This window comes from Collinsella aerofaciens, assembly GCF_039752775.1.
Taxonomy (GTDB): Bacteria; Actinomycetota; Coriobacteriia; order Coriobacteriales; family Coriobacteriaceae; genus Collinsella; species Collinsella aerofaciens_R.
Genome location: NZ_JBDMGT010000010.1, coordinates 1 through 23,613 on the forward strand (window position 1 = coordinate 1; position 23,613 = coordinate 23,613).

21 protein-coding genes are annotated in these 23,613 nt (G+C 61.6%); 12 read left to right on the forward strand and 9 right to left on the reverse strand.

Going from position 1 to position 23,613, the window contains the following annotated elements; all coding sequences use genetic code 11:
* Positions 1 to 107: 107 nt before the first annotated feature.
* A complete protein-coding gene (locus ABHR63_RS04025) occupies positions 108 to 731 on the reverse strand; it encodes a hypothetical protein (protein ID WP_138113391.1) in 624 nt (207 codons plus the stop codon).
* Between the two features lie 163 nt (positions 732 to 894).
* Here ABHR63_RS04025 and ABHR63_RS04030 point away from each other — a divergent pair, with 163 nt between their 5' ends.
* Positions 895 to 1,182, forward strand: coding sequence for a PTS sugar transporter subunit IIB (locus ABHR63_RS04030; RefSeq protein WP_006235903.1), 288 nt, complete (start codon positions 895 to 897; stop codon positions 1,180 to 1,182).
* An 11-nt stretch (positions 1,183 to 1,193) separates the two neighbouring features.
* Positions 1,194 to 1,568 (forward strand): VOC family protein, encoded by a 375-nt coding sequence (locus ABHR63_RS04035; RefSeq protein ID WP_138113389.1) that lies wholly within the window; start codon positions 1,194 to 1,196, stop codon positions 1,566 to 1,568.
* A gap of 75 nt (positions 1,569 to 1,643) precedes the next feature.
* Here the strand turns inward: ABHR63_RS04035 and ABHR63_RS04040 are convergent, their stop codons facing one another.
* The 3 genes from ABHR63_RS04040 to ABHR63_RS04050 are packed head-to-tail and all read right to left on the reverse strand — an operon-like array spanning position 1,644 to position 4,263.
* The gene (locus ABHR63_RS04040) at positions 1,644 to 2,939 is read right to left on the reverse strand and encodes a sensor histidine kinase (protein WP_138113387.1); all 1,296 of its coding nucleotides are present in this window, start codon (positions 2,937 to 2,939) and stop codon (positions 1,644 to 1,646) included.
* The gene (locus tag ABHR63_RS04045) at positions 2,923 to 3,702 is read right to left on the reverse strand and encodes a response regulator transcription factor (protein ID WP_006235907.1); all 780 of its coding nucleotides are present in this window, start codon (positions 3,700 to 3,702) and stop codon (positions 2,923 to 2,925) included. The genes ABHR63_RS04040 and ABHR63_RS04045 overlap by 17 nt, the downstream gene beginning before the upstream one ends.
* Positions 3,703 to 3,720: 18 nt before the next feature.
* On the reverse strand, positions 3,721 to 4,263 hold the full coding sequence (locus ABHR63_RS04050) for a UBA domain-containing protein (protein WP_117847868.1): 543 nt from the start codon (positions 4,261 to 4,263) through the stop codon (positions 3,721 to 3,723).
* Between the two features lie 358 nt (positions 4,264 to 4,621).
* Here ABHR63_RS04050 and ABHR63_RS04055 point away from each other — a divergent pair, with 358 nt between their 5' ends.
* Both ABHR63_RS04055 and ABHR63_RS04060 read left to right on the forward strand, forming a co-directional pair.
* Positions 4,622 to 4,861: a hypothetical protein gene (locus ABHR63_RS04055; RefSeq protein WP_195624861.1), complete on the forward strand. Its 240-nt coding sequence runs from the start codon at positions 4,622 to 4,624 to the stop codon at positions 4,859 to 4,861.
* 85 nt (positions 4,862 to 4,946) lie between these two features.
* Complete coding sequence (locus ABHR63_RS04060) at positions 4,947 to 5,672, forward strand: metallophosphoesterase family protein (RefSeq protein WP_195624862.1); 726 nt, start codon at positions 4,947 to 4,949, stop codon at positions 5,670 to 5,672.
* Between the two features lie 15 nt (positions 5,673 to 5,687).
* Here ABHR63_RS04060 and gluQRS read toward each other — a convergent pair whose 3' ends face one another.
* On the reverse strand, positions 5,688 to 6,689 hold the full coding sequence (gene gluQRS, locus ABHR63_RS04065; protein ID WP_225093955.1) for a tRNA glutamyl-Q(34) synthetase GluQRS: 1,002 nt from the start codon (positions 6,687 to 6,689) through the stop codon (positions 5,688 to 5,690).
* Positions 6,690 to 7,197: 508 nt separating this feature from the next.
* On the opposite strand from gluQRS, the gene ABHR63_RS04070 reads away from it, so the two are divergent.
* Positions 7,198 to 9,141: a DUF2207 family protein gene (locus tag ABHR63_RS04070; RefSeq protein ID WP_346965081.1), complete on the forward strand. Its 1,944-nt coding sequence runs from the start codon at positions 7,198 to 7,200 to the stop codon at positions 9,139 to 9,141.
* A 138-nt stretch (positions 9,142 to 9,279) separates the two neighbouring features.
* Here ABHR63_RS04070 and ABHR63_RS04075 read toward each other — a convergent pair whose 3' ends face one another.
* Complete coding sequence (locus ABHR63_RS04075; protein WP_138113379.1) at positions 9,280 to 9,921, reverse strand: GNAT family N-acetyltransferase; 642 nt, start codon at positions 9,919 to 9,921, stop codon at positions 9,280 to 9,282.
* A 277-nt stretch (positions 9,922 to 10,198) separates the two neighbouring features.
* Between ABHR63_RS04075 and purH the strand changes: the two genes are divergently transcribed.
* The 4 genes from purH to ABHR63_RS04095 all read left to right on the forward strand — a co-directional run bounded on the left by purH (position 10,199) and on the right by ABHR63_RS04095 (position 14,663).
* Entirely contained in the window at positions 10,199 to 11,806 is a 1,608-nt protein-coding gene (gene purH / locus ABHR63_RS04080; protein ID WP_346965082.1) for a bifunctional phosphoribosylaminoimidazolecarboxamide formyltransferase/IMP cyclohydrolase, read from the forward strand.
* Positions 11,807 to 12,029: 223 nt separating this feature from the next.
* Positions 12,030 to 12,761, forward strand: coding sequence for a hypothetical protein (locus ABHR63_RS04085; protein ID WP_138113375.1), 732 nt, complete (start codon positions 12,030 to 12,032; stop codon positions 12,759 to 12,761).
* Positions 12,762 to 12,938: 177 nt separating this feature from the next.
* Positions 12,939 to 13,610 (forward strand): response regulator transcription factor, encoded by a 672-nt coding sequence (locus tag ABHR63_RS04090; protein ID WP_138113373.1) that lies wholly within the window; start codon positions 12,939 to 12,941, stop codon positions 13,608 to 13,610.
* Positions 13,611 to 13,619: 9 nt separating this feature from the next.
* Positions 13,620 to 14,663: a sensor histidine kinase gene (locus ABHR63_RS04095; RefSeq protein WP_138374528.1), complete on the forward strand. Its 1,044-nt coding sequence runs from the start codon at positions 13,620 to 13,622 to the stop codon at positions 14,661 to 14,663.
* Positions 14,664 to 14,919: 256 nt separating this feature from the next.
* Here the strand turns inward: ABHR63_RS04095 and ABHR63_RS04100 are convergent, their stop codons facing one another.
* Positions 14,920 to 15,357, reverse strand: a complete 438-nt coding sequence (locus ABHR63_RS04100) for a universal stress protein (RefSeq protein ID WP_006235921.1) — start codon at positions 15,355 to 15,357, stop codon at positions 14,920 to 14,922.
* A 247-nt stretch (positions 15,358 to 15,604) separates the two neighbouring features.
* On the opposite strand from ABHR63_RS04100, the gene ABHR63_RS04105 reads away from it, so the two are divergent.
* The gene (locus tag ABHR63_RS04105; RefSeq protein WP_346965083.1) at positions 15,605 to 16,585 is read left to right on the forward strand and encodes an undecaprenyl-diphosphate phosphatase; all 981 of its coding nucleotides are present in this window, start codon (positions 15,605 to 15,607) and stop codon (positions 16,583 to 16,585) included.
* Positions 16,586 to 16,917: 332 nt separating this feature from the next.
* On the forward strand, positions 16,918 to 19,821 hold the full coding sequence (locus tag ABHR63_RS04110) for an ATP-dependent helicase (RefSeq protein WP_346965084.1): 2,904 nt from the start codon (positions 16,918 to 16,920) through the stop codon (positions 19,819 to 19,821).
* 288 nt (positions 19,822 to 20,109) lie between these two features.
* Here the strand turns inward: ABHR63_RS04110 and ABHR63_RS04115 are convergent, their stop codons facing one another.
* Positions 20,110 to 21,042 (reverse strand): type I phosphomannose isomerase catalytic subunit, encoded by a 933-nt coding sequence (locus tag ABHR63_RS04115; protein WP_416378049.1) that lies wholly within the window; start codon positions 21,040 to 21,042, stop codon positions 20,110 to 20,112.
* A 74-nt stretch (positions 21,043 to 21,116) separates the two neighbouring features.
* A complete protein-coding gene (locus ABHR63_RS04120; protein ID WP_346965876.1) occupies positions 21,117 to 21,836 on the reverse strand; it encodes a GntR family transcriptional regulator in 720 nt (239 codons plus the stop codon).
* Between the two features lie 301 nt (positions 21,837 to 22,137).
* Between ABHR63_RS04120 and ABHR63_RS04125 the strand changes: the two genes are divergently transcribed.
* Positions 22,138 to 23,538 carry a glycoside hydrolase family 1 protein gene (locus ABHR63_RS04125; RefSeq protein ID WP_138113363.1) on the forward strand — a complete coding sequence of 467 codons (1,401 nt, stop codon included), beginning with the start codon at positions 22,138 to 22,140 and terminating at the stop codon, positions 23,536 to 23,538.
* The last annotated feature ends 75 nt before the right edge of the window (positions 23,539 to 23,613 follow it).

Here is a 23,613-nt window from a genome sequence, read left to right on the forward strand (position 1 = left end):
CGGTGGGACTCGAACCCACAATCCTTGCGGCGAGAGATTTTAAGTCTCCTGCGTATGCCAATTCCGCCACGCCCCCGTGAGACTAGAAGTCTAGCACAAGCCGTCCGTTACGCGTTGACGGCCATCGAGTGTTGGCCCGACTTCTCCAGGAACTCTTGGAACTTTTCCTCGTCGCCCTTGTTTTGATACTGCAGGGCCAGCAGGTACTCCAGTCGGCAGCGCTTGACCGGGTCGTCGCCGACATCCTCGAGCATGCGCTCCAGCTCGGGAATGTCGTTGTGGCGCTTGAGGATCATCGTGTCGTACATCAGCTGGCATTCGTGTGCGACTGCCTCGGCCTGACCGCCCTCAAAGCCCTTGATCTCATGCAGCAACTCCTTGGCCTTTTTGCGGTCCTCCTGGCCAACGTAGTAGTTAAAAGCTTTGATTACCAGGTCGACGCGCTGCATCTTGGGCAGGTTGAGTCCCAGTAGCAGGTCGAACATCTCGTCGGCGCGCTTATGGTCCTCGCGCAGCAGATAGGAGTTCAGGCGCAGGTAGTCGCGGTTGTAGCGCGGGTACAGCATGCTGGTGAGTTTGCCGTCGAGCAAACGATCGAACTCGTCCCACTGCTTGGCGGCCATCAATTGCTGCAGGCGTTTGAACGTGGTGCGTTTTTTGACGCTAAAGAACACCGACACGGCGATGCAGATGATAACGACGGCGGTCCAGAGGGTGCGGGAATCGGGCATTTCAGAGTCCTTAGTCGCTCTTAAAGCGAGCGGTATGACAACACGTACTAGATGTATTATACGCAGCGTGCAAGCAAACTGGCATAAAAGCTCATCGAGGCTGAGTGCCATCGCTCGCTGCGGTACACTTACCTAAAGTAAACCATGAAGGGAGACATTACCTATGAAGAAGATCGTTTTGGCTTGCGGTGCTGGCGCTGCTACTTCCACACTCGTTGCCCAGAAGGTCGCCACCTTGCTCGACGCCAACGGTTACGCCGACAAGTACGAGATCGTGCAGTGCGCCATCTCCGAGGCCAAGGACTACTGCGACGAGGGCGCCGACCTGCTGATCGCCACCACCGTTGCCCCCGAAGGCCTCACCTGCCCGTACGTGAGCGGCGTGCCCTTCATGACCGGCATGAACCGCGTCGCTGCCGAGAAGGCCGTTCTCGACGTCATGGCTCAGTAGGCACTGCCTGTATGAGTGAGCAGAACGTCAACCCGGTCGAGCTCTTTGGCATGCGCGTTGCCCATGTGGGCATTAACGCCGCCGACCCGGCAGACGCCCTGGAGATCGCGGAGCTGTTCTCGACGATGATGGGCCTGCCTGTTATCGAGACCCCGGTTTCGTACTTCAACGATTCGCTGGTCGAGGTCATGAAGCAGAACGGTCGTGGCACCAAAGGCCACATCGGCTTTGCCGTTAACGACATCGATGCAGCTGAGAAGTGGTTTGCCGAGCGCGGGCTCGAGGTCAACGAGGAGTCGCGCGCGCTGCTACCCGACGGTGGTACCAAGCTCGTGTACTTTAAGCGCGAGTTCGCCGGCTTCGCCGTGCACCTGTGCCGCGAGTAGCGCACAAGCTGTCATAGCTAGCAAAAAGGGATAGGGCTGCGTGGCCCTATCCCTTTATTTATGCCGAGGGGCTTCCTACCGCGGCAGGCGAATCGTAAAGCGGCTGCCGACGCCCTCGACCGAGGTCACGCCGATGACGCCGCCGTGGCTATCGACGATCCACTTGGCGATGGCGAGCCCCAGGCCCGAGCCCTGCGCTCCGGCATCGCGCGCGTTGTCGGCGCGGTAGAACCGCTCGAACGCGTGAGCTGCGGATTCCTGGTTCATGCCGATGCCCTCGTCCTCAACGCTTATGTCGATCGTGCCCGCGCCCGCATCCGGCGCTACGCCAAACGAGATGGGCGTGCCCGCGTCCGAATACTTGGCGGCGTTTTGCACGATCACGCGCAGAGCCTGCTTCACGAGCGCGACATCGACGGACGCGTCGCAGCGCGGGTCGCTGATAAGCGCAGCGTCAAAGGCCAGCCGATACGTGTGCCCGGCATCGATCATCTGCGATTCTTCGCAAACCTCGCCGACCAGTGCAGCCAGGTTGGTATGCGCACGCCGCAGGACCGTGCGCCCGGCATCGCCGCGCGCCAAAAACAGCAGCTGCTCCACGAGCTCCTGCATGTGCTCGCTTTCGGCCTTGAGGGACGCGATGGATTCCGCCAGCACGTCCGGGTCGTCTTTGCCCCAGCGGTCGAGCATGTTCACGTAGCCCTGAATCACCGCGATGGGCGTGCGCAGCTCGTGGCTTGCATCGTTGACAAAGCGCATCTGCTGCAGCTTGGCCTCTTGCATCTGGCGCAGCAGGCGGTTGAGTGCGACCTCGATGCTTGCCAGGTCGGCGTCGCCGGTGGTGACGCTCGGCGAGTCGACGCTCGCGCGCTCGATGGCTTGCTCCAGCGTTTCCATCTTGCCGCCGGAGAGCTGCATGCGGCCGAGCTCGTCCACGCGCAGGGCCAGGTCGTTGAGCGGCGCCATGGTGCGGCGCACACGGCGAGCGCCGCCGAGCATATCGAGCATGCTGATGACCTGCCAACCTACAACAACGATATAGAGGGGCCAAAGTGCGATGAGGTCCTGCGCGAGGGGGAAGGTCTTGGTGGTACGCGCAAGCTCGACGGTATAGGTGAGCGTTGTCAGGTCCCAGCCGCGCGCGGGCTTCAGCGACATGCCGCGAACGGTGGCGCCGGGGATCCATCCTGCGGTAAACGCGCTGTCGGGCAGTGTCTGGTTGTATCCATAGACGAGGATCGCCGCCGCAATCACCACCAGCAACAGATCGAGCCAGACGTAGCTCATCAGGCGGCGCCACATATAGCTCCAGTTGATGGCGCGGGCGATGGAGGTGACGCGCTTGGCCTCGGCGTTACGCGCGGCAGACATAGCCCACCCCGCGCACGGTCTGGATGATGCGGGCGCCGCCGGCGTCCTCGATCTTGGCGCGTAGATGCGCGATGTGCACGTCGACGTTGTTGGTGTCGCCCATGTATTCGTAGCCCAGCGCTTCGTGCGCGATGCGTTCGCGCGTGAGCACGGTCTCGGCATGCGCCATAAGCAGGGCGAGGACATCGAACTCGCGGGCCGTGAGCGCAATGGGCGAGCCGCCGACCGTGACTTCGCGGCGGTCGGGGTCGAGCGCAACCGAGCCCACGGCGAGCGTGGCGGGGGAGAGCGAGGCGGAAACCTGGGTCGAGTCACTGACCGGGGGCATCGCAGTGGCGCCGACACCCGTGCCGCCTGCCGCGCCCGTCCCGATGCCGCCAACGCCCGAAGCCGCCCGCACGGCCTCCGAGCGCTTCAACGCCACGCGGATCCGTGCGAACAGCTCCTCAATCGCAAACGGCTTGGTCAGGTAATCGTCGGCGCCGGCATCGAGCCCGGCCACCTTGTCCATCACGGCATCGCGCGCGGTGACCATTATCACCGGCACATCCTTGTGCTTGCGGACGCGCCGCAGGACCTCCATGCCGTTGAGCTGCGGCAACAGCACATCGAGCAGAATAAGATCGTAGTTGCGCTCCAGCGCCAGGTCCACGGCGGTGCGGCCATCGGCGGCGTGTTCCACCTGGTAGCCCTCGTGCTCCAGCTCGAGCGTCACAAAGCGGGCGATTTTCTCCTCGTCCTCTACGATCAGGATCCGTGCCATGCGTGCCCCCGTCTGCGATTACTTGTCGTCGTTCAGATTTTGCTTGATGTCGTCCGCGGCATCGGCGGCGTGATTCATAAGGTTGTTGATACTGCCGGGCACGTCGCCGTCGCTGTCGATGCGGTAGCGCATGCCAAAGAACAGGCCAATCAGCATCAGCCAAATCGTAGCGCCCCAGGCAAACAGGGCGATGATGGGGATCAGGATGGGGATGTTGAGGATGATTGCATCGCGGCGCGTGGCGATAAACTTGGTGTCCAGGCTCAGGCGGAAGAGCTTTTTGAGGTACTCCCATACGCTGTCCATCTTCTTGGAGAAGTCGGTCTTTTCGCTCGACTTCTCGTAGGCGGCCTGCGCGGCGACCATCTCGGCTGAGGGCTCATCGACTGGCGCGGACTCGGTGGCGGCGTGCGCCGACGTGGTCTGCGTCTTGCCCTGCGACTCGAGCCAAATGATGGCGTCCAAAACGTTGCCGTCGGCGGCGTCGAGCGCGGCCTTGGCATCGGTGTAGCTCACGTTGCACTTGGTGCGGATGGTTTCAACTTTTTCGAGGTCGTCCATGACCTGTCCTTTCGTTCGATGGGCGCGACGCCGGGCGATTTGCCCGGGCGCGAGCGTTGCGTTCGGCGGTCTGCGTTGCGCGGCGCCGCCCCGCCCTTGGTCGAACTCTATAGTGCAGGTTATAGATTAAGCGATTCTTGAGCCAAGATTAACGTTGGATGAGTTTTTGGGTAGCGGTGGGAAAAGTATTAGACCTCGATAGCGGGGGATGTGGTGCCGGTGCAAAACGGCGTCAAAGGTTGGTCGAGCAGGCGGTTTCTCCATTGATGTCCGCACAGCATGTGACACTTACCCTGCCGCCCCGCTCTGTCGCGGCGGCATGTATCTGAACAACGACCCTCTAAGGAGTTCGATATTGATGAGTGACAACACCAAGCATCTCGCAAAGAAGTGCGTCAAGGACGCGTGGCCGTGCCTCGCGTTGCGCCTTGCCGGCACAGCGGTTGCGCTGCTGGCTGTTCTGGGGCCATTCGACGTGCTCCGAAGTGCTAGCTCTCTGCACGTTTGCATGGCCCTTGCCGGCGCCATGATGACCGGTGGCGCGCTCGATTTGATCTTTTGGGTGCTCGACCCGTTTGGATGGAAGAACGAGGGGTAAGCCCTAAGGGATGGAAGGGCTGGAACGGTTGGCTTAGTGATCGTGCAGAATGTGGGCTAGCGACTTACAGGGAAGTGGTAATCCGATGACGGTCTATGTGACGGGCGATATTCACGGCGGCCTCGACATGCAAAAGCTGCGCGACTGGGATCTTGGGGATAGTTTGACGAGCGACGACTATCTGATTGTCGCGGGCGACTTTGGCTTTCCGTGGGATTTCTCTGCCGAGGAATGTGCCGATATCGCCTGGCTGGAGTCGCGCCCCTATACCGTGCTGTTCGTCGACGGCAACCACGAACGTTTCGATCACTGGGCGGAGCGCCCCATGGAGTTGTGGCACGGCGGGCTGACGCAGCGCCTGTCGGATACCTCTCCCATACGGCGCCTGACGCGCGGCGAGGTTTTTGAGCTTGATGGCTCAACGATCTTTACCATGGGCGGCGCCACGAGCGTGGACAAGGAATACCGCATTCCGTATTCCAGCTGGTGGCCGCAGGAGTTGCCGGACGAGCGCAACTTTGAGGAGGCGCGGACAAAGCTCGACAGCGTGGGCTGGAAGGTCGACTACGTGATCACCCACACCTGCTCCACGCGCATGTTGTCGCCCACGCTCTATCCGGCGCCCGGCTGGAATTATCCCGATGTCGATCGACTCACCACGTTTTTTGACGAGCTGGAGGACCGTCTGGACTACAAGCGCTGGTACTACGGGCATTTTCATCGGGATGTCAACCCGGCCGAGCGCCATACCGTGCTCTACGACTGCATCGTTCGCCTGGGCGACGAACTCCAGCCCTGGGATGTTGCGTAGAGGCGGGGTGGCTGGCTACTCGACCGTTACAGTGATGTTCTCCCGATGCGCGCGGATGACGTCCCAGCTAAAGTGCTCGACCAGCTGCTCGGCGGTACGCGGCGTGGTGTCCGGCGCGATGCCTGTTTGCCCGGCGAGCCATCCCAACAGCGCCTCGGGTGTGCCAAAGCGGGTGCGGAGCTCGCCCAGGTCTAGGTCGCGGTCGCGCTTGGAAAGGCGGCGGCCGTCCGGTGACATGAGCAGCGGAATATGTGCGTAGTGCGGTGTGGGCAGTCCCAGCAGATGCTGCAGGTAGATCTGGCGCGGCGTGGAGCCCAGCAGGTCGCATCCGCGCACGACCTCGGTGACGCCCATGGCAGCGTCGTCGACTACCACGGCTAGCTGGTAGGCAAAAACGCCGTCGCTGCGGCGCACCAAAAAGTCGCCGCACTCGGTGGCGAGTGCCTCGCATTGGGCTCCGTACGTGCGGTCAACGAATTCGATCACGTCGTCTGCGAGGTCGTCGACGGTGGGCACGCGCAGGCGTGTGGCCGGGGCGCGCAGGGCGCTGCGGCGGGCAACCTCCTCGGCAGAAAGGCCTCGGCAGGCGCCGCGGTAGATGGGCGTGCCGTCGCTGGCGTGCGGCGCGCTCGCGGCGTGGAGTTCGGCACGCGTGCAAAAACAGGGATAGGTGAGGCCGGCGTCTTGCAGCTGGCGCAGGGCGTCCTCGTACAGATCCAGGCGATCGTGCTGGTAGTAGGGGCCTTCGTCCCACTCGAGCCCCAGCCAGGTTAGATCGTCAATCAGTTGAGCGGCAAGTTCCGGGCGCTTGCAGCGATCGTCCAGGTCCTCGATGCGCAGCACGATGCTGCCGCCCTGGCTGCGGGCCGAAAGCCACGCACACAGGCAACTGAACACGTTGCCCAGGTGCATGCGGCCCGAGGGCGACGGGGCAAAGCGGCCCACGACGGGGATGGGCGCTGCCGTTGCTGGTGCGTCCGCGGCGTGTGTTGCTATGTTGCATGCGTTGATATCCATGCGGACGAGTATAGCGCGGGGCGCGGTGGGGGAGACGCTGCCGTGGCCTGCAAGTTGCCGAGGCCGCGCGTTGCGCGTGCCGGACCACCGGCTCGATAGCTCGATCGCCGCCCGCCAGCCCAACCCCTCAAACGACAGAAACCCCGGCAGCTCTTCGCAACTGCCGGGGTTTCCGCGGAAAAGGGGGACATGATCCTCAAGCGAACGGCAAAGGGGCAAACCGTTTTCGCTCAACTGCTTTATGCCCCTTGCTCGCGGACTCAATCAGTGCGCGTGCGGCAACACAAAGCCGCTACACCTGTGACGGAGCTATGAAGTGGTATCTATTGCCGGAGCGGGCTATGCCAAGGAGTGTCCCAGATTGCCGGCAGATAAGGAACGTCCCCAGGTGCCGGCCGCGGGCGTGACTTTCGTCCCGTTTGATACTCCGCTGGCCTAGATGTTCGTCATGTGCGCCCGTAAACGTGGGACAATGGCGTTGCTGGTATCACAGACAAAGGATGTGCCTATGAACACCCTCGCCGCCAAAGTCAGCCGGCAGCGCCACCTGTTTGCGCGATTCGCTTCCGTCTGCGTGCTCGTCGCGCTTGCGTTGTTGCTGCTGCCTGTCGCCGCGCACGCCGACGGCTACTCCATGACCCAGACCTATATCAGTGCCACGGTCGAGGCCGATGGATCGCTGACCGTTGTCGAGGGACGCCAGTTTGATTTCGACGACGACATCAACGGCGTGTTTTGGGAGATCAATACGGGCTCCAACCAGCAGGGCGGCACGGCGGGCGTCGACGTGCTGAGTGTCGAGGAAGAGGACACCGCGTTTAACAAAGTCGATAGCGCGAACAAGGGCGACTCTGGCGTCTACGCGGTCGAGCAGACCGGTGACGGCGTAAGGATTAAGGTGTTCAGCCCTCACGAGAGCGGCGACAGCGCAATCTACTACGTGAGCTACACCATGACCGGTGCGGTTATGAACTGGGCCGATACCGCCGAGCTCTACTGGAAGTTCGTAGGTGACGGCTGGTCTGCGGATTCCGATGACGTCGAGATGGAAGTGTGCTTCGCGAATGCCGCTGCCGGGACGGCGGCCGTCAAGGGCGATAACTTCCGCGCATGGGGCCATGGTCCGCTGACGGGCGACGTGTCGCTCGATGAGGACGAGCCCATGGTCACCTATACCATTCCCTGCGTGCACCAGGGCGAATTCGCCGAGGCACGCATCGCCTTCCCTAGCGACTGGGTGCCGCAGCTTGCCGCTTCGGGCGAAGAGCGCATGTCAACGATCCTGAGCGAAGAGAAGGAATGGGCCGACGAAGCTAACGCCCGCCGCGCTCACGCTCGCATGATTGCCAATGCACTTGCCGTGCTAAGTGTTGTTGCGGCGGTGGCCTTTACCGGCACAATCGTTATGCTCAAGCTGCGCAAGCGCAAGCCCAAGCCGCTTTTCCAGGACGAATATTTCCGCGATGTGCCTTCGGCCGACCATCCCGCCGTGCTTTCGGCCCTCATGAGCTGGAACGAGGTGCCCGATCAGGCATATATCGCCACGCTCATGAAGCTCACTGACGACCGTGTGATCAAGCTGGAGCAGGCGACCGTGACCAAGGCCAAGAAGGGTCTGTTGGGGCGTGAAAAAGAAGAGCAGACGTATCGCGTGACGGTGAGTGATGCGGGCTGGAAGTCGGCCAAGGGCATTGACCACATGGTGCTCAAGGTCTTCTTTGCCGGTACTAAGCCTGACGAGAACGGCGATCGCTCGCGCACGTTCGACGAGCTGCAGCACTACGTCAAGCAGCACGCTACACCCGTGGGCGACAAGCTCGAGGACTATCAGAACACCGTTAAGGGCAAGCTGGCCGATAGCGAGTACGTTGCCTCAGACGGCATTGTTGCAATGGTGTTTTGCCTGGTTCTTGGTATCCTGATTGCCTTTGTTCCCGTGGGATCCATCTTCTTTACCGATGGCGCACAGGCGAACATTACCGCCGCGGTTATCTCGGTGCCGATTGTGCTGGTGGGTATCGGCGTGGGCCTTACGTTCCGCCGCTTTACGCCGGAGGGCGCCGAGGTGGCGGCTCGCTGCAAGGCGCTCAAGCATTGGCTCGAGGATTTCACACGCCTAAAGGAAGCCGTCCCGGGCGATTTGGTGCTGTGGAACAAGCTGCTGGTGATGGGCGTTGCCCTGGGCGTTTCGAAAGAAGTGCTGCGACAGCTGGCCGAGGCCGTGCCTGCGGACCTGCGCAACAGCGACGATTTCTACGACAACTACCCCTGCTACTGGTGGTATTACCATCACTACGGCAACGAGTCTCCGCTCGATTCGTTCAACGATGTGTATCACGAGACCATCCGCGAGCTGGCTTCGAGCTCCGATAGCTCGAGCGGCGGCAGCGGCGGCGGCTTCTCTGGCGGCGGTGGTGGCGGCGTCGGCGGAGGCGGCGGCGGAACGTTCTAGCGCGCTCTGATTTTTGGGATGGATCTTCTCCGGCGACTGCCGACGGATCCATCCCATTTTCATGCGCTACCTACGAAGGCTGTCCCCAACGACTAATCACTGGGAACATCCCTAAATGACTAGGTATGGCTGCTGGGTTTAGGCTGTTAGATCGAGTTCGTAGAGGAAGCTTTCGCGCGGCATGTCGTGGCGACGCTCTTCGCGGTTGGCGCGGTGCGTGGCCGTGCGCTTAAAGCCGTGCAGCTCGTAGAACTTCCACGAGCAGTTGGAGTCGGTGTACAGGTGCGCCCTCGTCGCTCCAAGCGAGGATAGGTGTGAGACCGCGGCATCGAGCAGAACCGTGCCAACGCCCAGGCCATGGACATCGCGATCCACGGCAAGCAGCGTGACCTCGTTGTCGTGCGGCAACGGGCTGCTCTCGAGCAGGCGGTTGTTGGTCCGGATGGTTGCGCGCACAAACGAGAGATACTCGGCGCAGGCATCGGGCTCCAGCTCACGCATCTGCGATAGCAGCGCGCGTTCGGTATCCATCCAATGTTCCTTAACGGTGGCGCCGGAGCTCTGTCCTGCGCGTGCAAGCGCAATGCCGCGTGCATGGCCGTCGATTACGGCAACCTGCGAAAACGTCGAAGACGAAAGGCAATAGGCGAGGTCGCATGCGGCCTCGAGGCGGTTGTACTCATCGTTATCCGAATTGTTATGCCAAAGCTGCTGCAGAATCAACGCGATGGCGTCGAAGTCTTCGGTATCAAACGGTCGGTAGAGAACCCGCGAGACCATGGTGCCTCTTTCTTTTGCGGATGCATATCGAGCACAGTTCTACCACGCTATTGGCATCTAATTATGGTGCCCCTGTGTTCCATGAACTCACCGTGCCCGGTGCCGTGCCCATCCCCTCCGCTCGCAAACTTTTTCTGCATATGCGCCCGTTGCGGGGTGCATCGATGCGCTCGATGCGCTACATTGAATCAGTATTTTCAATGCCGCTGCGCGAGCGCTGCAGATCGACGTATCACCGACTCACAGAGCACGGCGGCGTACCAGACAGGAGGACTGCATGGGATCTGATGTGAAGATCGCACGCGCGTTGATTTCGGTTACCGATAAGACGGGCGTCGTCGATTTCGCACGGACGCTGGTCGATGACTTTGGCGTCGAGATCATCTCTACGGGCGGCACGGCTCGTGCCATCGAGGACGCGGGCGTCCCCGTAACCCCCATCGAGGAGTTCACGGGCTATCCCGAGATGATGGACGGCCGCGTTAAGACCCTGCACCCCAAGGTTCACGGCGCGCTGCTGGCCCGCCGCGATTCCGAGCAGCACATGCAGGAGGCGGCACAGCACGGCATTAAGCTGATCGACCTGGTCGTCGTCAACCTGTACGAGTTCGAGAAGACCGTCGCCAACCCCGAGGTCACCTTCGCGGATGCCATCGAGCACATCGACATCGGCGGTCCTTCCATGCTGCGCTCTGCCGCCAAGAACGCCGCGAGCGTTACCGTCATCTCCGACCCGGCCGACTATGATGCCGTCCTGGCCGAGATGTGCGAGACCGGTGGCTGCACCACGCTTTCCACCCGTCGTCGCCTGCAGGTGAAGGTCTACCAGACCACCGCCGCCTACGACACGGCTATCTCCCGTTGGCTCGCCGCCCACGCAAGCGACGTGGCGGACACCTCTGCCAAGCTCGAGATCTCGCTGGAGAAGGTCGACGACCTGCGCTATGGCGAGAATCCTCAGCAGAAGGCCACGGTCTATCGCTTTGCCGAGGGCTGCGAGAATACCGCGAGCTCGCAGTTCCCGCTCGTGGGCTCCGAGCAGATCCAGGGCAAGCCGCTCAGCTACAACAACTATCTGGATGCCGACGCCGCTTGGAACCTAGTCCGCGAGTTCGACGAGCCGGCCTGCGTGATCCTCAAGCATCAGAACCCCTGCGGCTCCGCCGTGGCCGAGGACATCACGGCCGCCTACGACCGCGCCTTCGCCTGCGATCCCAAGAGCGCCTTCGGCGGCATCATCGCCTGCAACCGCGAGGTTCCCTATGAGCTGGTTGAGCACTTTGCCGATCAGAACAAGCAGTTCGTCGAGGTTATCATCGCTCCGAGCTACACTGCCGAGGCGCTCGAGCGCATGGCCAAGCGCCCCAACCTGCGCGTGCTGGCCACCGGCGGCGTGGACCACGGCGCCCAGGTGGAGCTGCGCTCCGTCGACGGCGGCATGCTGGTGCAGGAGGTCGACCACGTGACCGAGGATCCTGCGACCTTTACGTTCCCCACCGACCGCAAGCCCACCGACGCCGAGATGGCCGAGCTCGAGTTTGCCTGGAAGGTCTGCAAGGGCGTCAAGTCCAACGCCATCCTGGTTTCCAAGGGTAAGGCCGGCATTGGCATGGGCCCGGGTCAGCCCAACCGCGTTGACTCTGCGCTGCTTGCCTGCGAGCGCGCCGAGGACTTCTGCGAGCGCGAGGGCGTGGAGAAGGGCGGCTTTGCCTGTGCAAGCGACGCGTTCTTCCCGTTCCGCGACAACGTCGACGTGCTCGCCGCGCACGGCGTGACCTGCATCATCCAGCCCGGCGGCTCCAAGCGCGACGACGAGAGCGTCCAGGCCTGCAACGAGCATGGTATTGCGATGGTCTTCACAGGGGCCAGGCATTTTAGGCACTAGAGGCTTTCCCAAGCACCCGACCTTGCCCCTCAAACCGTCGCTTGCGTACATTTAGTACGCGGCGCTCCTCTTTCGGGGCAATCTCGGGCACTTGGAAAACCCTTAATGGGATGTTGTTCTATCCCATTAAGCCGATCGGTCGCCTGACCGTATCGTCAAAATAATCTCTGCAAAAGACGGCTGCTCCGTTTGGAGGGCCGTCTTTTTGGTATAAGAGGACGGAATGACTAACACGAAAGGTATGACCATGCCCCAGATTGATGATGCCGAGCTGTTTGGCAATGCCGAGGATCAGCGTGCGTACGAGGACTTTTGCGCCAATCAGGAGGCGGTCGAGAAGTTTACGCTCGACAAGCCCGCGCTTGTCTGCCGTTGGCGCATGTCCAACAAAAAGGTGCCCATGCTCAACCGCCACATTCGCGCGCTGTCCGAGCGCCTGGTGCAGGGCGAGCCGCTTACCCACAACATGCTCAGCTGGGCCAAACAACACGTTGAGTGGTCGCTTGCCGAGGGTGATTACACCGCACACGACGGCGTGCTCATGCTGGTGATCGACATCAACGGCAACGCCGCCATGACGGTGGGCGAGTACGAGCCGCTGGCCGATACGTCGGCCAAGGCGCTACGTGCCCGCTCCGCCGAGGCCCGCTCCGAGGCCGACGAAACCGGCGTGGCGCCCGAGCTGCTCGCCGCCGTCGATAACGGCGAGCTGGCCTTTGTGGCGCCAGCGGACGAGTGTCTGTGCGGCACGGCGACGCTCATTGAGCAGCTGGCCCAGACCAAGGGCATCCCGGTCACGCGCGTGGACATTCCCGCGCAGCTCAAGGGCGCGCTGTTCCTGGTGAGTGACGAGCACGGCGTGGTCCCCGCAACCGAGACGGACGCCGCCGAGGCCGACGCCGCCACGGTCGCCTTCTTCGCCGAAGGCTACGAAAAGCTCCGCGCCCGCCGCTAAATGATTTTTCTGGGACGGGGATTAAAGAATCATTTTGGTCCCCGCCACCGCTGCGAGTGCGAGGCGGACAAAACGCCCCCGCTCGCGAACAGTTCTGTCACCTGGCACCGCGCGAGGCGTGTACCTGCAGCTTTGCGGTCATAATGGGACAAGACAACCAAGAGGGGAGCGGAATCAATGGCGCTGATCTATATCGTTGAGGACGACGAGCCCATTCGTCGTGAGCTTGTCGACATCCTTGCCCGCGCCGGGTTTGAAGTCGAGGCCTGCGAATCGTTTGAGCATGTCTCGCGCGATATTCTCGCCGCCGTGCCCGACCTGGTGCTGCTCGACCTCACGCTTCCCGTCAAGGACGGCCAGCATATCTGCCACGAGGTTCGCCGCGAATCCGAGGTTCCCATCATCGTTCTCACGTCGCGCACGACCGAGATCGACGAGGTTATGGCCATGACGCTCGGCGCGGACGACTTTGTTCCCAAGCCTTACAGCGCCCGTGTGCTTGTGGCGCGCATCAACGCACTGCTGCGTCGCACCGCGGCGTCAGGCGAGCGCAGCACACTTGTCCACAAGGGGCTGGAGCTCGACCTCGCCCGCTCAATGGTCACCAACACGCAAACGGGCACCAGCACCGAGCTCACCAAAAACGAGCTGCGTATCCTCTCGCTGCTTCTGAGCCGCGCGGGCAAGATCGTTTCGCGCTCGGCCATCATGCAGGACCTGTGGGACTCCGACGCCTTCGTGGACGACAATACGCTCACCGTCAACATCAACCGCCTGCGCACCACGCTCGAAAAAATCGGCATCAAGGGGTATTTGACCACGCATCGCGGCCAAGGCTATTCGGTCTAGGGGCCGGCTATGTCGTTTGGCAAGTTCTTTAAAGATGCGCTGCTTCCCGTCGCCGTGTGGACGTGCGGTGTGCTGCTGAGCTGCTTTGTGCTGACGGTTGCCGGTGCACCCGTCTCTATCGTGGTCGTGGCGGTCGGCGTGTCCTTTATCTTTGGTATGCTCGGCATCGTGGTCGAGTACGCGCGTCGCCGCCGTTTTCTGCGTCAGCTGGAGCGCGCGGCCGAGGAGCTCGAGAGCCCCGCATGGGTGCAGGAGATGGTGCAATGCCCGACCTATGCCGAGGGCGAGCTCGAGTACGAGGTCTTGCGCCGGGTGGGCAAAGCCGCTTGCGACGAGGTTGCCGAAGGCCGGCGTCAGACCGATGACTATCGCGACTATATCGAGAGCTGGGTCCACGAGGCCAAACTGCCCCTGGCGGCGGCTCATCTAATTTTGGAAAACCTGGATGGCAGCGAAGACGACCTGTCTCGTGTGGATGACCTGGGCCGTGAGTTGGCTCGCGTGGAGCGCTATATCGACCAGGCGCTGTACTACGCGCGTTCGGAAGTCGTGGAGCGCGACTACCTGATTCGCCGCTGGGATCTCAAGACCTTGGTGACGGGCGCGATTAAAGCCAACGCGCGCGAGCTCATCGCGGCGCACGTGGCCCCGGTGTGCGAGAACCTCGACTTTGAGGTCTTTACCGACGAGAAGTGGCTCGAGTTTATTCTGGGCCAGCTCATTCAGAACAGCATTAAATATGCGCGCGAGGACGGCGCAAAGATCGTGTTTTCGGGCGCGTTGCTGGACGAGGGCCTGGCGAGCGAACGCATCGAGCTCACCGTCGCGGACAACGGCTGCGGCGTGAGCGCGGCCGACCTGCCGCGCGTGTTCGAGAAGGGCTTTACCGGCGATAACGGCCGCACCACCAAGCGCGCAACGGGCATTGGCCTCTACCTGGTGGCGCGTCTGTGCTCCAAGATGGGTATCGATGTCACCGCGGCATCCGAGCCCGGCGAAGGCTTCGTCGTAACGTTCGCCTTCTCAACCAACAAGTTCCAATACTTTGAGTAGGCGGGCCGTCTTGCGGCACGGACGGCTATGTTCCCGAACGTGAATATAGCCGCAAGGATTTAAATGAATCGCCCCAAACAAAACGTGCCGCCCCAAACGGGGCGGCACGCCATTTTTCTATCAGACAACTCGCTGAAGTAAGGCTGCGAAGGCCGCGAGGCCGGGAGGGGTTTCCTAAGGGCACATCCCGCAGCCGCGAAGCGGCGAGGACGTGCCTGTGGAAACCCCGCAGGCCCCGCGGCCGGTGGGAGCAACGCTACTTTACGACCAAGATGTCGCAGTCGGTGTTGCGCAGCAGGAACGTCGAAATCGAGCCCAGGAGCGCATACTTGATCGAGGACAGACCGCGAGCGCCGCAGAGCACCAGGTCGGGCTTAACCACGTCGAGCATCTCGTCCTTGAGCGTCTCGCGAATACGGCCGGCGCGAATCATGACCTCGACCTCGGGAATATCGGGATTGGCCTTGGCCTCTTCGAGCTGCTTGGCGATGGAGTTCTTAAATGCCTCCTCTAGGCCGTTGACCAGATCGACCGGATAGGAACCGGCGCTCTCGAGCGCCGTGGAATCGATAACGTGGCCGATGATTAGCTTGGCGCCGTTGTTCGCGGCGACCTTGATGGCGCGTGCGAGCACAAAATCCTGCTGCTCAGTACCGTCGAGTGAAACAAATACCTTGGTGTAGCCCTCGTTCATGGTTTCCTCCTTGGTCTATCGCACGGGCGCGGGGCTCGTGCATCGGGCGGGCGCGGGCGCGTTGGCCGCCGGACACTTTATCTTGTTGCAGTTATACCCAAGGATTTGGGTTTGACCGCTCGCAATTCTGTGAACGGGCGAGTTTTTTGGTAAGGGTAGGCGTAGACGCGCCCGAACGGTTGATAATGGGACATCGCCCGCACCGTCCGCAGAACAATATCGGCGGGTGTCTAACGAGGGGGTCCCTTTGGATATTATCGAGCTTCTAAAATCTGCCTTCATGGGCCTGGTCGAGGGCATCACCGAATGGCTGCCTGTTTCGTCGACCGGTCACATGATCTTGGTGGACGAGTTCGTCAAGATGAACGTGAGCGAGACGTTCTGGAATATGTTCCTGGTCGTGATTCAGCTCGGCGCCATTCTGGCCGTCTGTGTGCTGTTCTTCCATGAGCTCAATCCGTTCTCGCCCAGCAAGGGCAAGGAGGGCCGTCGCGACACCTGGGTGCTGTGGGGCAAGATTGTGCTCGGCTGCATTCCCGCCGCGGCGATCGGTCTGCCGCTTAACGACTGGATGGAGGAGCATTTCTACAATGCTCCCGTCGTGGCGCTGGCGCTCATTGTGTACGGCGTGCTGTTTATCGTGATCGAGAACTGGCGCGCGAGCAAGCGCGAGGAAATGGCCGTTGCCGGTTCGTTTGGCTCGCGTGCTGTGGTGTCGGGTGGACGTCCCGCCGGTGCGCACTTTGCGGCGCCCGCCGCGGCTACCGCTGAGGATGAGGACGATGACGAGAATCTGGACTTTGGCTCCATCGCCACGCTCGAGGACCTGAGCTGGAAGACTGCGCTGGGTATCGGCTGCTTCCAGGTGCTTTCGCTGGTGCCTGGTACGTCTCGCTCCGGTTCTACCATCATCGGCGGCCTGCTTTTGGGCTGTACGCGTTCGGTGGTGTCCAAGTTTACGTTCTTCCTGGCCATCCCTGTCATGTTTGGCGCGAGTGCGCTCAAGCTGGTCAAGTATTTCATCAAGGGCGGTACGTTCGGTGCCAACGAGGTCGCCATCCTGGGCGTGGGCTGCGTTGTGGCCTTTGTGGTTTCGCTCATCGCCATCAAGTGGCTTATGGGCTTCGTCCGCCGTCACGACTTCAAGTGCTTCGGCGTCTACCGCATCATTCTGGGCATCGTGGTGCTTGCGTACTTCTTCGTCTTGGAGCCGATGCTCGGCCTCTAACTTAGTCGACGCTGCGCGGCGGCCGGGGCGACAACTTGTCATTCAAAGGGGGTGGCATGACCAAAAGGTCTATGCCGCCCCCTTTTCATGCCAATTTGTTCGCCCTGGCCGCCGCTCGCTGCTGCTGCCATGACATCGGCGGTTTCGTGATTGCCAATAGATTGGTGCAAAGTAACCTGACTCCATTGCGCCAAATCCGCTGGGCGGGCCCGATTGTGGCGCACGGAGTCGTGGTGTGATTTGCGTCGGTGTCCGCGCGGCTCGGTATACTGGTACGGCTCAAACTATGGCGCTGCCCGCAGGCGCGCCGTCCGTCAGATGAGGAGTCGCCCATGACCCAGCCCTTGCCCTGGGAAAAGAACGCCACGGTACCCGTGCCGCCCGCACCGGAACCCGTGCCGCTCGATGCATACACCGCCCCTGCAGCGCCGGAGCCCGAGCTCGTCCCGCTCGACATCTACGACGCTCCCGCGCCGGCATCCAAACCCGCCAAGCCGCTCGTCGATATCGACGGCCTTAATCCCGCCCAGCGCGAGGCCGTCCTAACCACCGAGGGCCCGTTGCTGGTGCTCGCCGGTGCTGGCTCGGGCAAGACCCGCGTCCTGACCTTCCGCATCGCACATATGCTCGGCGACCTGGGTGTTAAGCCTTGGCAGGTTCTTGCCATTACGTTTACCAACAAGGCCGCGGCCGAGATGCGCGAGCGTTTGGCGGCGCTCATTCCCAGCGGTACCCGCGGCATGTGGGTGTGCACCTTCCATGCCATGTGTGTGCGCATGCTGCGCGAGGACGCCGACCTGCTGGGCTACACCGGTCAGTTCACCATCTACGACGACGATGACTCAAAGCGCATGGTGCGTGACATTATGCAGGCGCTCGGCATTGAGCAAAAGCAGTTCCCCATCAACATGATCCGCAGCAAGATCAGCTCGGCCAAAAACGCCATGATCGGCCCCGAGGACATGCTCAAGAGTGCCGATAGCCCCAACGACAAAAAGGCCGCGCAGGTCTACTTGGAGCTGGAGCGCCGCCTACGCGCTGCCAATGCGATGGACTTTGATGACCTGCTCGTGCGCACGCTCGAGCTGCTGCGCACCCGCCCCGAGGTGCTCGATAAGTACCAAGAGCGCTTCCGCTACATTAGCGTCGACGAGTATCAGGACACCAACCACGTCCAGTACGAGATCGCCAACCTGCTGGCCGCCAAGTACCAAAACCTCATGGTCGTGGGCGACGACGACCAGTCCATTTATAGCTGGCGTGGTGCCGACATCACCAATATCCTGGACTTTGAGAAGGACTTTAAAGACTGCAAGACCGTTAAGCTGGAGCAGAACTACCGCTCTACTGGTCATATCCTGAGTGCCGCCAACGCCGTGGTGCGCCATAACTCGCAGCGCAAGGACAAGCGCCTGTTTACGGCCGAGGGCGATGGCGAGAAGATCCAGGCCTTCCAGGCGAGCGACGAGCGCGACGAGGGCCGCTGGATTGCCGGCGAGATCGAGAAGCTGCACTCCAAGGGCACGAGCTACGACGATATCGCCGTGTTCTATCGTACCAACGCCCAGTCGCGTATTCTCGAAGATATGTTCCTGCGTGCGGGCGTGCCCTACAAGATCGTGGGTGGCACGCGATTCTTCGACCGCGCCGAGATCCGCGACGTCATGGCTTACCTCAAGATGATCGTGAACCCGGCCGACGAGATGAGCGTCAAGCGCGTCATCAACACACCGCGCCGCGGCATCGGTTCCACCTCGATCCAAAAGATCGAACAGCTGGCGCGCGACAACCGTTGCTCGTTCTTCCAGGCTTGTGAGATCGCGTGCGCCGAAACCGGCATGTTTAGCGCCAAGGTGCGCAATGGCCTGTCGAGCTTTGTGTCGCTGGTGCGCGAGGGCCGTCGCATGGATGGCGAGCTCAAGGACGTCGTCGAGATGATTGTCGACAAGACGGGCCTGCTGCAGGCATTCCGCGCCGAGGGCACCATGGAGTCCGAGAGCCGCGCCGAGAACATCCAGGAATTCCTGGGCGTTGCGGCCGAATTTGAAGAGACACACGAGGATATCGAGGGTACGCTTGAGAGCTTGGAAGAGCTGCGCGCGGCTGGCGTTGCCGATGTGCCTGCCGACGCTGAGCCCGAGCCCGTTGTGGTGAGCGCGCCTGCGCCCGAGCCGGGACCGTCCGCGCCCGCGTCCTCGTTTGAGGCGCTGGTCGGCGCGCGCGATGCCGCAGGTTCCAATCCGCTCGATAGCCTAGCCGCCCCGGCGCTCTCGCCGCAGGATGCTCTGGCCGCCGCCATCGCGGGCAACGCATATGCCGCGTCGACGGAGATGCCGGCGGGTGCCGTGCATGCCGACGAGATCGAGCGCACCTACGGTCCGCTCACCTGTAAGGCGCTGCCGGCGCTCATGGAGTGGCTGGCCCTGCGCTCCGACTTGGATTCCCTAGCCGGCGAGACGCATGCCATTACCATGATGACCATCCACTCCGCCAAGGGCCTGGAGTTCCCGGCGGTGTTCGTGGCCGGCATGGAGGAGGGTATCTTCCCGCACGTGCACGACTTTGGCGGCAGCGATGACCCGGGTAAGCTCGAGGAGGAGCGTCGCCTGGCCTACGTCGCCATCACGCGCGCCCGTAAGCGCCTGTTCTTGACCTATGCGGCCACGCGTCGCACCTACGGCTCGACCTCTGCCAACCCGCGTTCGCGCTTCCTCAACGAGATTCCGTTTGAGGATATCGAGTTTAGCGGTATCGGTTCTGCCGGCTTTGAAGGCACGGGCTGGGAGAAGCGCGGCGACCGTCACGGCACCTTTGGCTCGGGCATGGGCTCGGATATGTATGGCGGCAAGGTGTTCGGCTCGCATACGCGCTCGACCGGCGGTTCCGGTTCGCGCGGCGGATCGAGCTTTGACGATTTCTTTGGCGGCAGCAGCTACGGGGCCGAACGCCATCGTGGGGTCTCGCCCGATGCCGGCCGTGTTGCCTCGACCTTTGGTTCGGGCGCGCCGCGAGCCAAAAAGCCGTCGTCCAAGGTGTCGCCGACGGTGGAGCGCAAGGTCGATCGCGCCAGCGCATCGCAGGACTTTGCCGCGGGCGATACCGTGAGCCACAAGACCTTTGGTACGGGTACCGTGATCTCGGTCGCCGGAGACATGATCGAGGTCCAGTTCGAAAAGACCGGCCAGACCAAAAAGCTTATGAAAGGTTTTGCACCGATCGTCAAGCTGAATGCCTAACTGCGAGGTTGACCGGGCGCGCCGGGGGCTTTGGTCGCCTGCTCGGACAGTCCTGCTCGCACGGAGAGCACATTAAGTGCTCTCCGGCTCGTGCGGAACTCGCGATCGACCAAAGCCCCCGTCGCGCCCTCTTCCTTGTGGCGTTACGGCATGCAGCTCGCGAACATCGCTCTGCTCGTTCGCTTTTTGGTCTGGAGAGCCGGGTGGGCTGATAAATAGATATGGCAAGGGACTCCTCCGTTGAAGAACGGGGGAGCCCCTTGTTGCGTTTTGGGTTGTTTCTGCGGCTTACAGATGGCTGATGATCAGCTCCATGGTGCCCTCGAGTTCAATCTTGTTCACGGTGGACGGCGCCAGTAGGTGACTGCCCTTGTGGACGGAGTCGCCGCAGACGGTGCCTTTGCCGTCGATGACCGAGAGGCACATGAAGGGCCAGCGCTGCTCCAGGGTCTTGCTGCCGTCCACGCGAACGCGGTCGACGGTGTAGCAGGGGTTGGACTCGAGCTCGGTCACGCCATTGACTTCGGGTGCGGTCACGGTGCCGTCGGTCGGGGCCTGCGCGTTAAAGTTGATACAGTCCAGGCTCTGCTCAATGTGCAGCGGGCGCAGTTTGCCGTCGGTGCCGGGACGGTCGTAGTCGTACAGGCGATACGTCACGTCGCTCGACTGCTGCGTCTCCAGAATCAGCGTGCCGGTCTTGATGGCGTGAACGGTGCCGGAGTCGATTTGGAAAAAGTCGCCCTTGTGGATCGGCAGCACGTTGAGCATGTCGTCCCAGCGACCCTCTTCGATCATCTGCGCGGCCTCGGCACGGTCATGTGCGCGCTGGCCGACGATGATCGTGGCGCCGGGCTCGCAATCCAGCACGTACCAGCACTCGGTCTTGCCCAGGCTACCGTTCTCATGCTCGGCGGCGTACTCGTCGTTGGGGTGGATCTGGATCGACAGGTCGTCCTTGGCGTCCAGAATCTTAATGAGCAGCGGGAACTCCTTGCCCTCGCAGTTGCCAAAGAGCTCGCGATGCTCGGCCCACAGCCACGACAGCGTGTGGCCGGCGTACGGACCCTCGGCAATCTGGCAATCGCCGTTGGGGTGCGCCGAGATGGCCCAGCACTCACCGATGGGACCCTCGGGAATGTCATAGCCAAAGACGGTCTCCAGCTGGCGGCCGCCCCAAATCTTCTCGTGGAAGATCGGCGTGAGTTTAATCAAATCGGACATGTGCATACCCCCATCAGGTTGTGCAGGCACCTCGCGAAAAACGGCTCAAAGCGAGCGCCTGCCGGATTACAAACTTAAGCCAACGTTACGTTGTGCAGCTCAAAGCGGTCGCCCACGTTGCGCGAAATCGAGTACTCAAACGCGGCGCCGCTGTCCAAAAAGCCAATCTGGTTGAGCTCGAGCAGGGGAGAGCCGGGCTTGGTGTTCAGGCGCTTGGCCTCTTCCTCGGTTGCCGCCACGGCACGAATGGTGCGGTGGAAGCTCGAGATCTTAAGCCCGCATTGCTCGCGGATATAGCTGTAGACCGACGCGTACAGGTCCTTTTTCTTCAGGCCCGGGATCAGCTCGAGCGGCATATAGGTGTACTCGATAACGATGGGCAGGCCATCGACCTCGCGTACGCGCACGATGTGATAGGCAAAGTCGTCTTCGGCCATTCCCAGCTGGGAGGCAACCTCTGCCGGCGGATTGACGATCGAGAAATCGTAGACCACCGAGGCAACCTTCTCACCGCGATGCTCGTAGGTAAAGCCCTGCGCGCGGTCGTTTCTGCCTTGGAAAAACGCTTTGCCGGGAAGCTCCGCGGTGTCCTTGACGTAGGTGCCCGATCCGCGACGGCTCGTGACCAAGCCTTCCTCGGTAATTTGCTCAATTGCTCGTTTGACGGTGATCTTGGAAACGCCATACAGCTCGCAGAACTCAACGACAGTGGGTAGCTTGTCGCCGGGCTTAAGGGCGCCATCCTCGATACTGCGACGAATATCCGCAGCTATTGACTCATATTTGGGAATCATGGAACCCCCTTTCTAACATGAATGCCTGTAAAAGAAAGTATACCTACTATAAAAGCATCTATATGGCTTTAATCAAAGAAGTTCGAGAAAGAAAAACAAAAAAGACGCTTTACATAAAAAATTAGAGCGCTATAGTTATAGATAACAAGCGAGATGCATGAGCATCGCCTGTACCGCTTGGAGACGGATTTGTTTTGGTGGGTCGGATATCCGGATAACCGGTGCGCGCCCGCGCCGGATTACCCGCCAAAGCAAACCCGCCTCCAATCGGAGGCTCAAAGACACGAAAGCGAGGACTTCGATGGCACAGTATCAGCTGCCCAGCGACTTTTTCTTTGGCGCGGCCATGTCCGGTCCGCAGACCGAGGGCCAGTGGAACCAGGGCGGCAAGCTCGAGAACCTGTGGGACACCTGGTCCATGCAGGATCTGGGCTCGTTCTATAACCGCGTGGGTTCCTATGCCGGTAACGACTTTATGGCCAAGTACAAGGACGACCTTCGCATCATGAAGGACCTGGGCCTGGATACCTATCGCACCTCCATCCAGTGGAGCCGCCTGCTCGATGCCGACGGCAACCTCAACGAGGAGGGTGCTGCGTGGTACCACGAGCTGTTCCGCGCTTCCCGCGAGGCAGGCCTGGAGCCGTTCGTCAACCTTTACCACTTCGATATGCCCACCTATCTCTTTGACCGTGGCGGTTGGGAGAGCCGCGAGGTCGTCGAGGCCTACGCGCATTACGCCGACGTCGCCTTCCGCGAGTTCGGTCAAGAGATCAAGTACTGGTTTACCTTTAACGAGCCCATCGTCGAGCCCGAGCAGCGCTACCAGGAGGGCGTGTGGTTCCCGCAGCTCCACGACTTCAACCGTGCTCGCACCGTGCAGTACCACATTTCGCTGGCGCACGCGCTGGCTGTTGCCAACTATCGCAAGGCCTATGACAAGGGCGCCGTTCGCGCCGATGCCAAGATCGGCATGATCAACTGCTTCACCCCGGTCTACACCAAGGAGAACCCCAGCGAGGCAGACCTCGAGGCCGTGCGTATGACCAGCGGCATCAACAATCGCTGGTGGCTCGACCTTATCACCAAGGGCGAGCTTCCCGCCGACGTGCTCGACAGCCTGGCCGAGGGCGGCGTCAAGCTTCCGTTCCGCGCCGGTGACCAGGAGATCCTCAAGCAGGGCGTCGTTGACTGGCTTGGCTGCAACTACTACCATCCCACGCGCGTCCAGGCGCCGGCGAGCAAGATCGACCAGTACGGTCTGCCGCACTTTGCCGACGAGTACGTGTGGCCCGATGCCGTCATGAACAAGAGCCGCGGCTGGGAGATTTACCCGAAGGGCCTCTACGACTTTGGCATGGACTGCGCCAAGAACTATCCCGATCTTGAGTGGTTCGTCTCCGAGAACGGCATCGGCATCATGGACGAGTACAAGAATCGTGACGCCGAGGGAACCATTCAGGACGACTATCGCGTCGACTTTGTGCGCCAGCACCTTGAGTGGGTCGCCAAGGCCATTGACGAAGGGGCCAAGTGCCGCGGCTACCACTACTGGGCCGTCATTGACAACTGGTCCTGGGCAAATGCCTTCAAGAACCGTTATGGCTTTGTCGAGGTCGACCTCATGGACGGCTATCAGCGCCGTCTTAAGAAATCGGCAGCTTGGCTCAAGCAGGTCGCCACGACCCACGTGGTGGATTAGCGATCGGGCGCTCAGCCCCAAAACGGGCGCTCAGCCCCTGCGCAAACGCGCAATAACATTGGCACATCTGGTGGC

Excerpts from the sequence above, each read along its gene's own strand:
- ABHR63_RS04025 (WP_138113391.1), bottom strand. The coding sequence starts at position 731 with ATGCCCGATTCCCGCACCCTCTGGACCGCCGTCGTTATCATCTGCATC.
- ABHR63_RS04030 (WP_006235903.1), top strand. The coding sequence starts at position 895 with ATGAAGAAGATCGTTTTGGCTTGCGGTGCTGGCGCTGCTACTTCCACA.
- ABHR63_RS04035 (WP_138113389.1), top strand. The coding sequence starts at position 1,194 with ATGAGTGAGCAGAACGTCAACCCGGTCGAGCTCTTTGGCATGCGCGTT.
- ABHR63_RS04040 (WP_138113387.1), bottom strand. The coding sequence starts at position 2,939 with ATGTCTGCCGCGCGTAACGCCGAGGCCAAGCGCGTCACCTCCATCGCC.
- ABHR63_RS04045 (WP_006235907.1), bottom strand. The coding sequence starts at position 3,702 with ATGGCACGGATCCTGATCGTAGAGGACGAGGAGAAAATCGCCCGCTTT.
- ABHR63_RS04050 (WP_117847868.1), bottom strand. The coding sequence starts at position 4,263 with ATGGACGACCTCGAAAAAGTTGAAACCATCCGCACCAAGTGCAACGTG.
- ABHR63_RS04055 (WP_195624861.1), top strand. The coding sequence starts at position 4,622 with ATGAGTGACAACACCAAGCATCTCGCAAAGAAGTGCGTCAAGGACGCG.
- ABHR63_RS04060 (WP_195624862.1), top strand. The coding sequence starts at position 4,947 with ATGACGGTCTATGTGACGGGCGATATTCACGGCGGCCTCGACATGCAA.
- gluQRS (WP_225093955.1), bottom strand. The coding sequence starts at position 6,689 with ATGGATATCAACGCATGCAACATAGCAACACACGCCGCGGACGCACCA.
- ABHR63_RS04070 (WP_346965081.1), top strand. The coding sequence starts at position 7,198 with ATGAACACCCTCGCCGCCAAAGTCAGCCGGCAGCGCCACCTGTTTGCG.
- ABHR63_RS04075 (WP_138113379.1), bottom strand. The coding sequence starts at position 9,921 with ATGGTCTCGCGGGTTCTCTACCGACCGTTTGATACCGAAGACTTCGAC.
- purH (WP_346965082.1), top strand. The coding sequence starts at position 10,199 with ATGGGATCTGATGTGAAGATCGCACGCGCGTTGATTTCGGTTACCGAT.
- ABHR63_RS04085 (WP_138113375.1), top strand. The coding sequence starts at position 12,030 with ATGACTAACACGAAAGGTATGACCATGCCCCAGATTGATGATGCCGAG.
- ABHR63_RS04090 (WP_138113373.1), top strand. The coding sequence starts at position 12,939 with ATGGCGCTGATCTATATCGTTGAGGACGACGAGCCCATTCGTCGTGAG.
- ABHR63_RS04095 (WP_138374528.1), top strand. The coding sequence starts at position 13,620 with ATGTCGTTTGGCAAGTTCTTTAAAGATGCGCTGCTTCCCGTCGCCGTG.
- ABHR63_RS04100 (WP_006235921.1), bottom strand. The coding sequence starts at position 15,357 with ATGAACGAGGGCTACACCAAGGTATTTGTTTCACTCGACGGTACTGAG.
- ABHR63_RS04110 (WP_346965084.1), top strand. The coding sequence starts at position 16,918 with ATGACCCAGCCCTTGCCCTGGGAAAAGAACGCCACGGTACCCGTGCCG.
- ABHR63_RS04115 (WP_416378049.1), bottom strand. The coding sequence starts at position 21,042 with ATGTCCGATTTGATTAAACTCACGCCGATCTTCCACGAGAAGATTTGG.
- ABHR63_RS04120 (WP_346965876.1), bottom strand. The coding sequence starts at position 21,836 with ATGATTCCCAAATATGAGTCAATAGCTGCGGATATTCGTCGCAGTATC.
- ABHR63_RS04125 (WP_138113363.1), top strand. The coding sequence starts at position 22,138 with ATGGCACAGTATCAGCTGCCCAGCGACTTTTTCTTTGGCGCGGCCATG.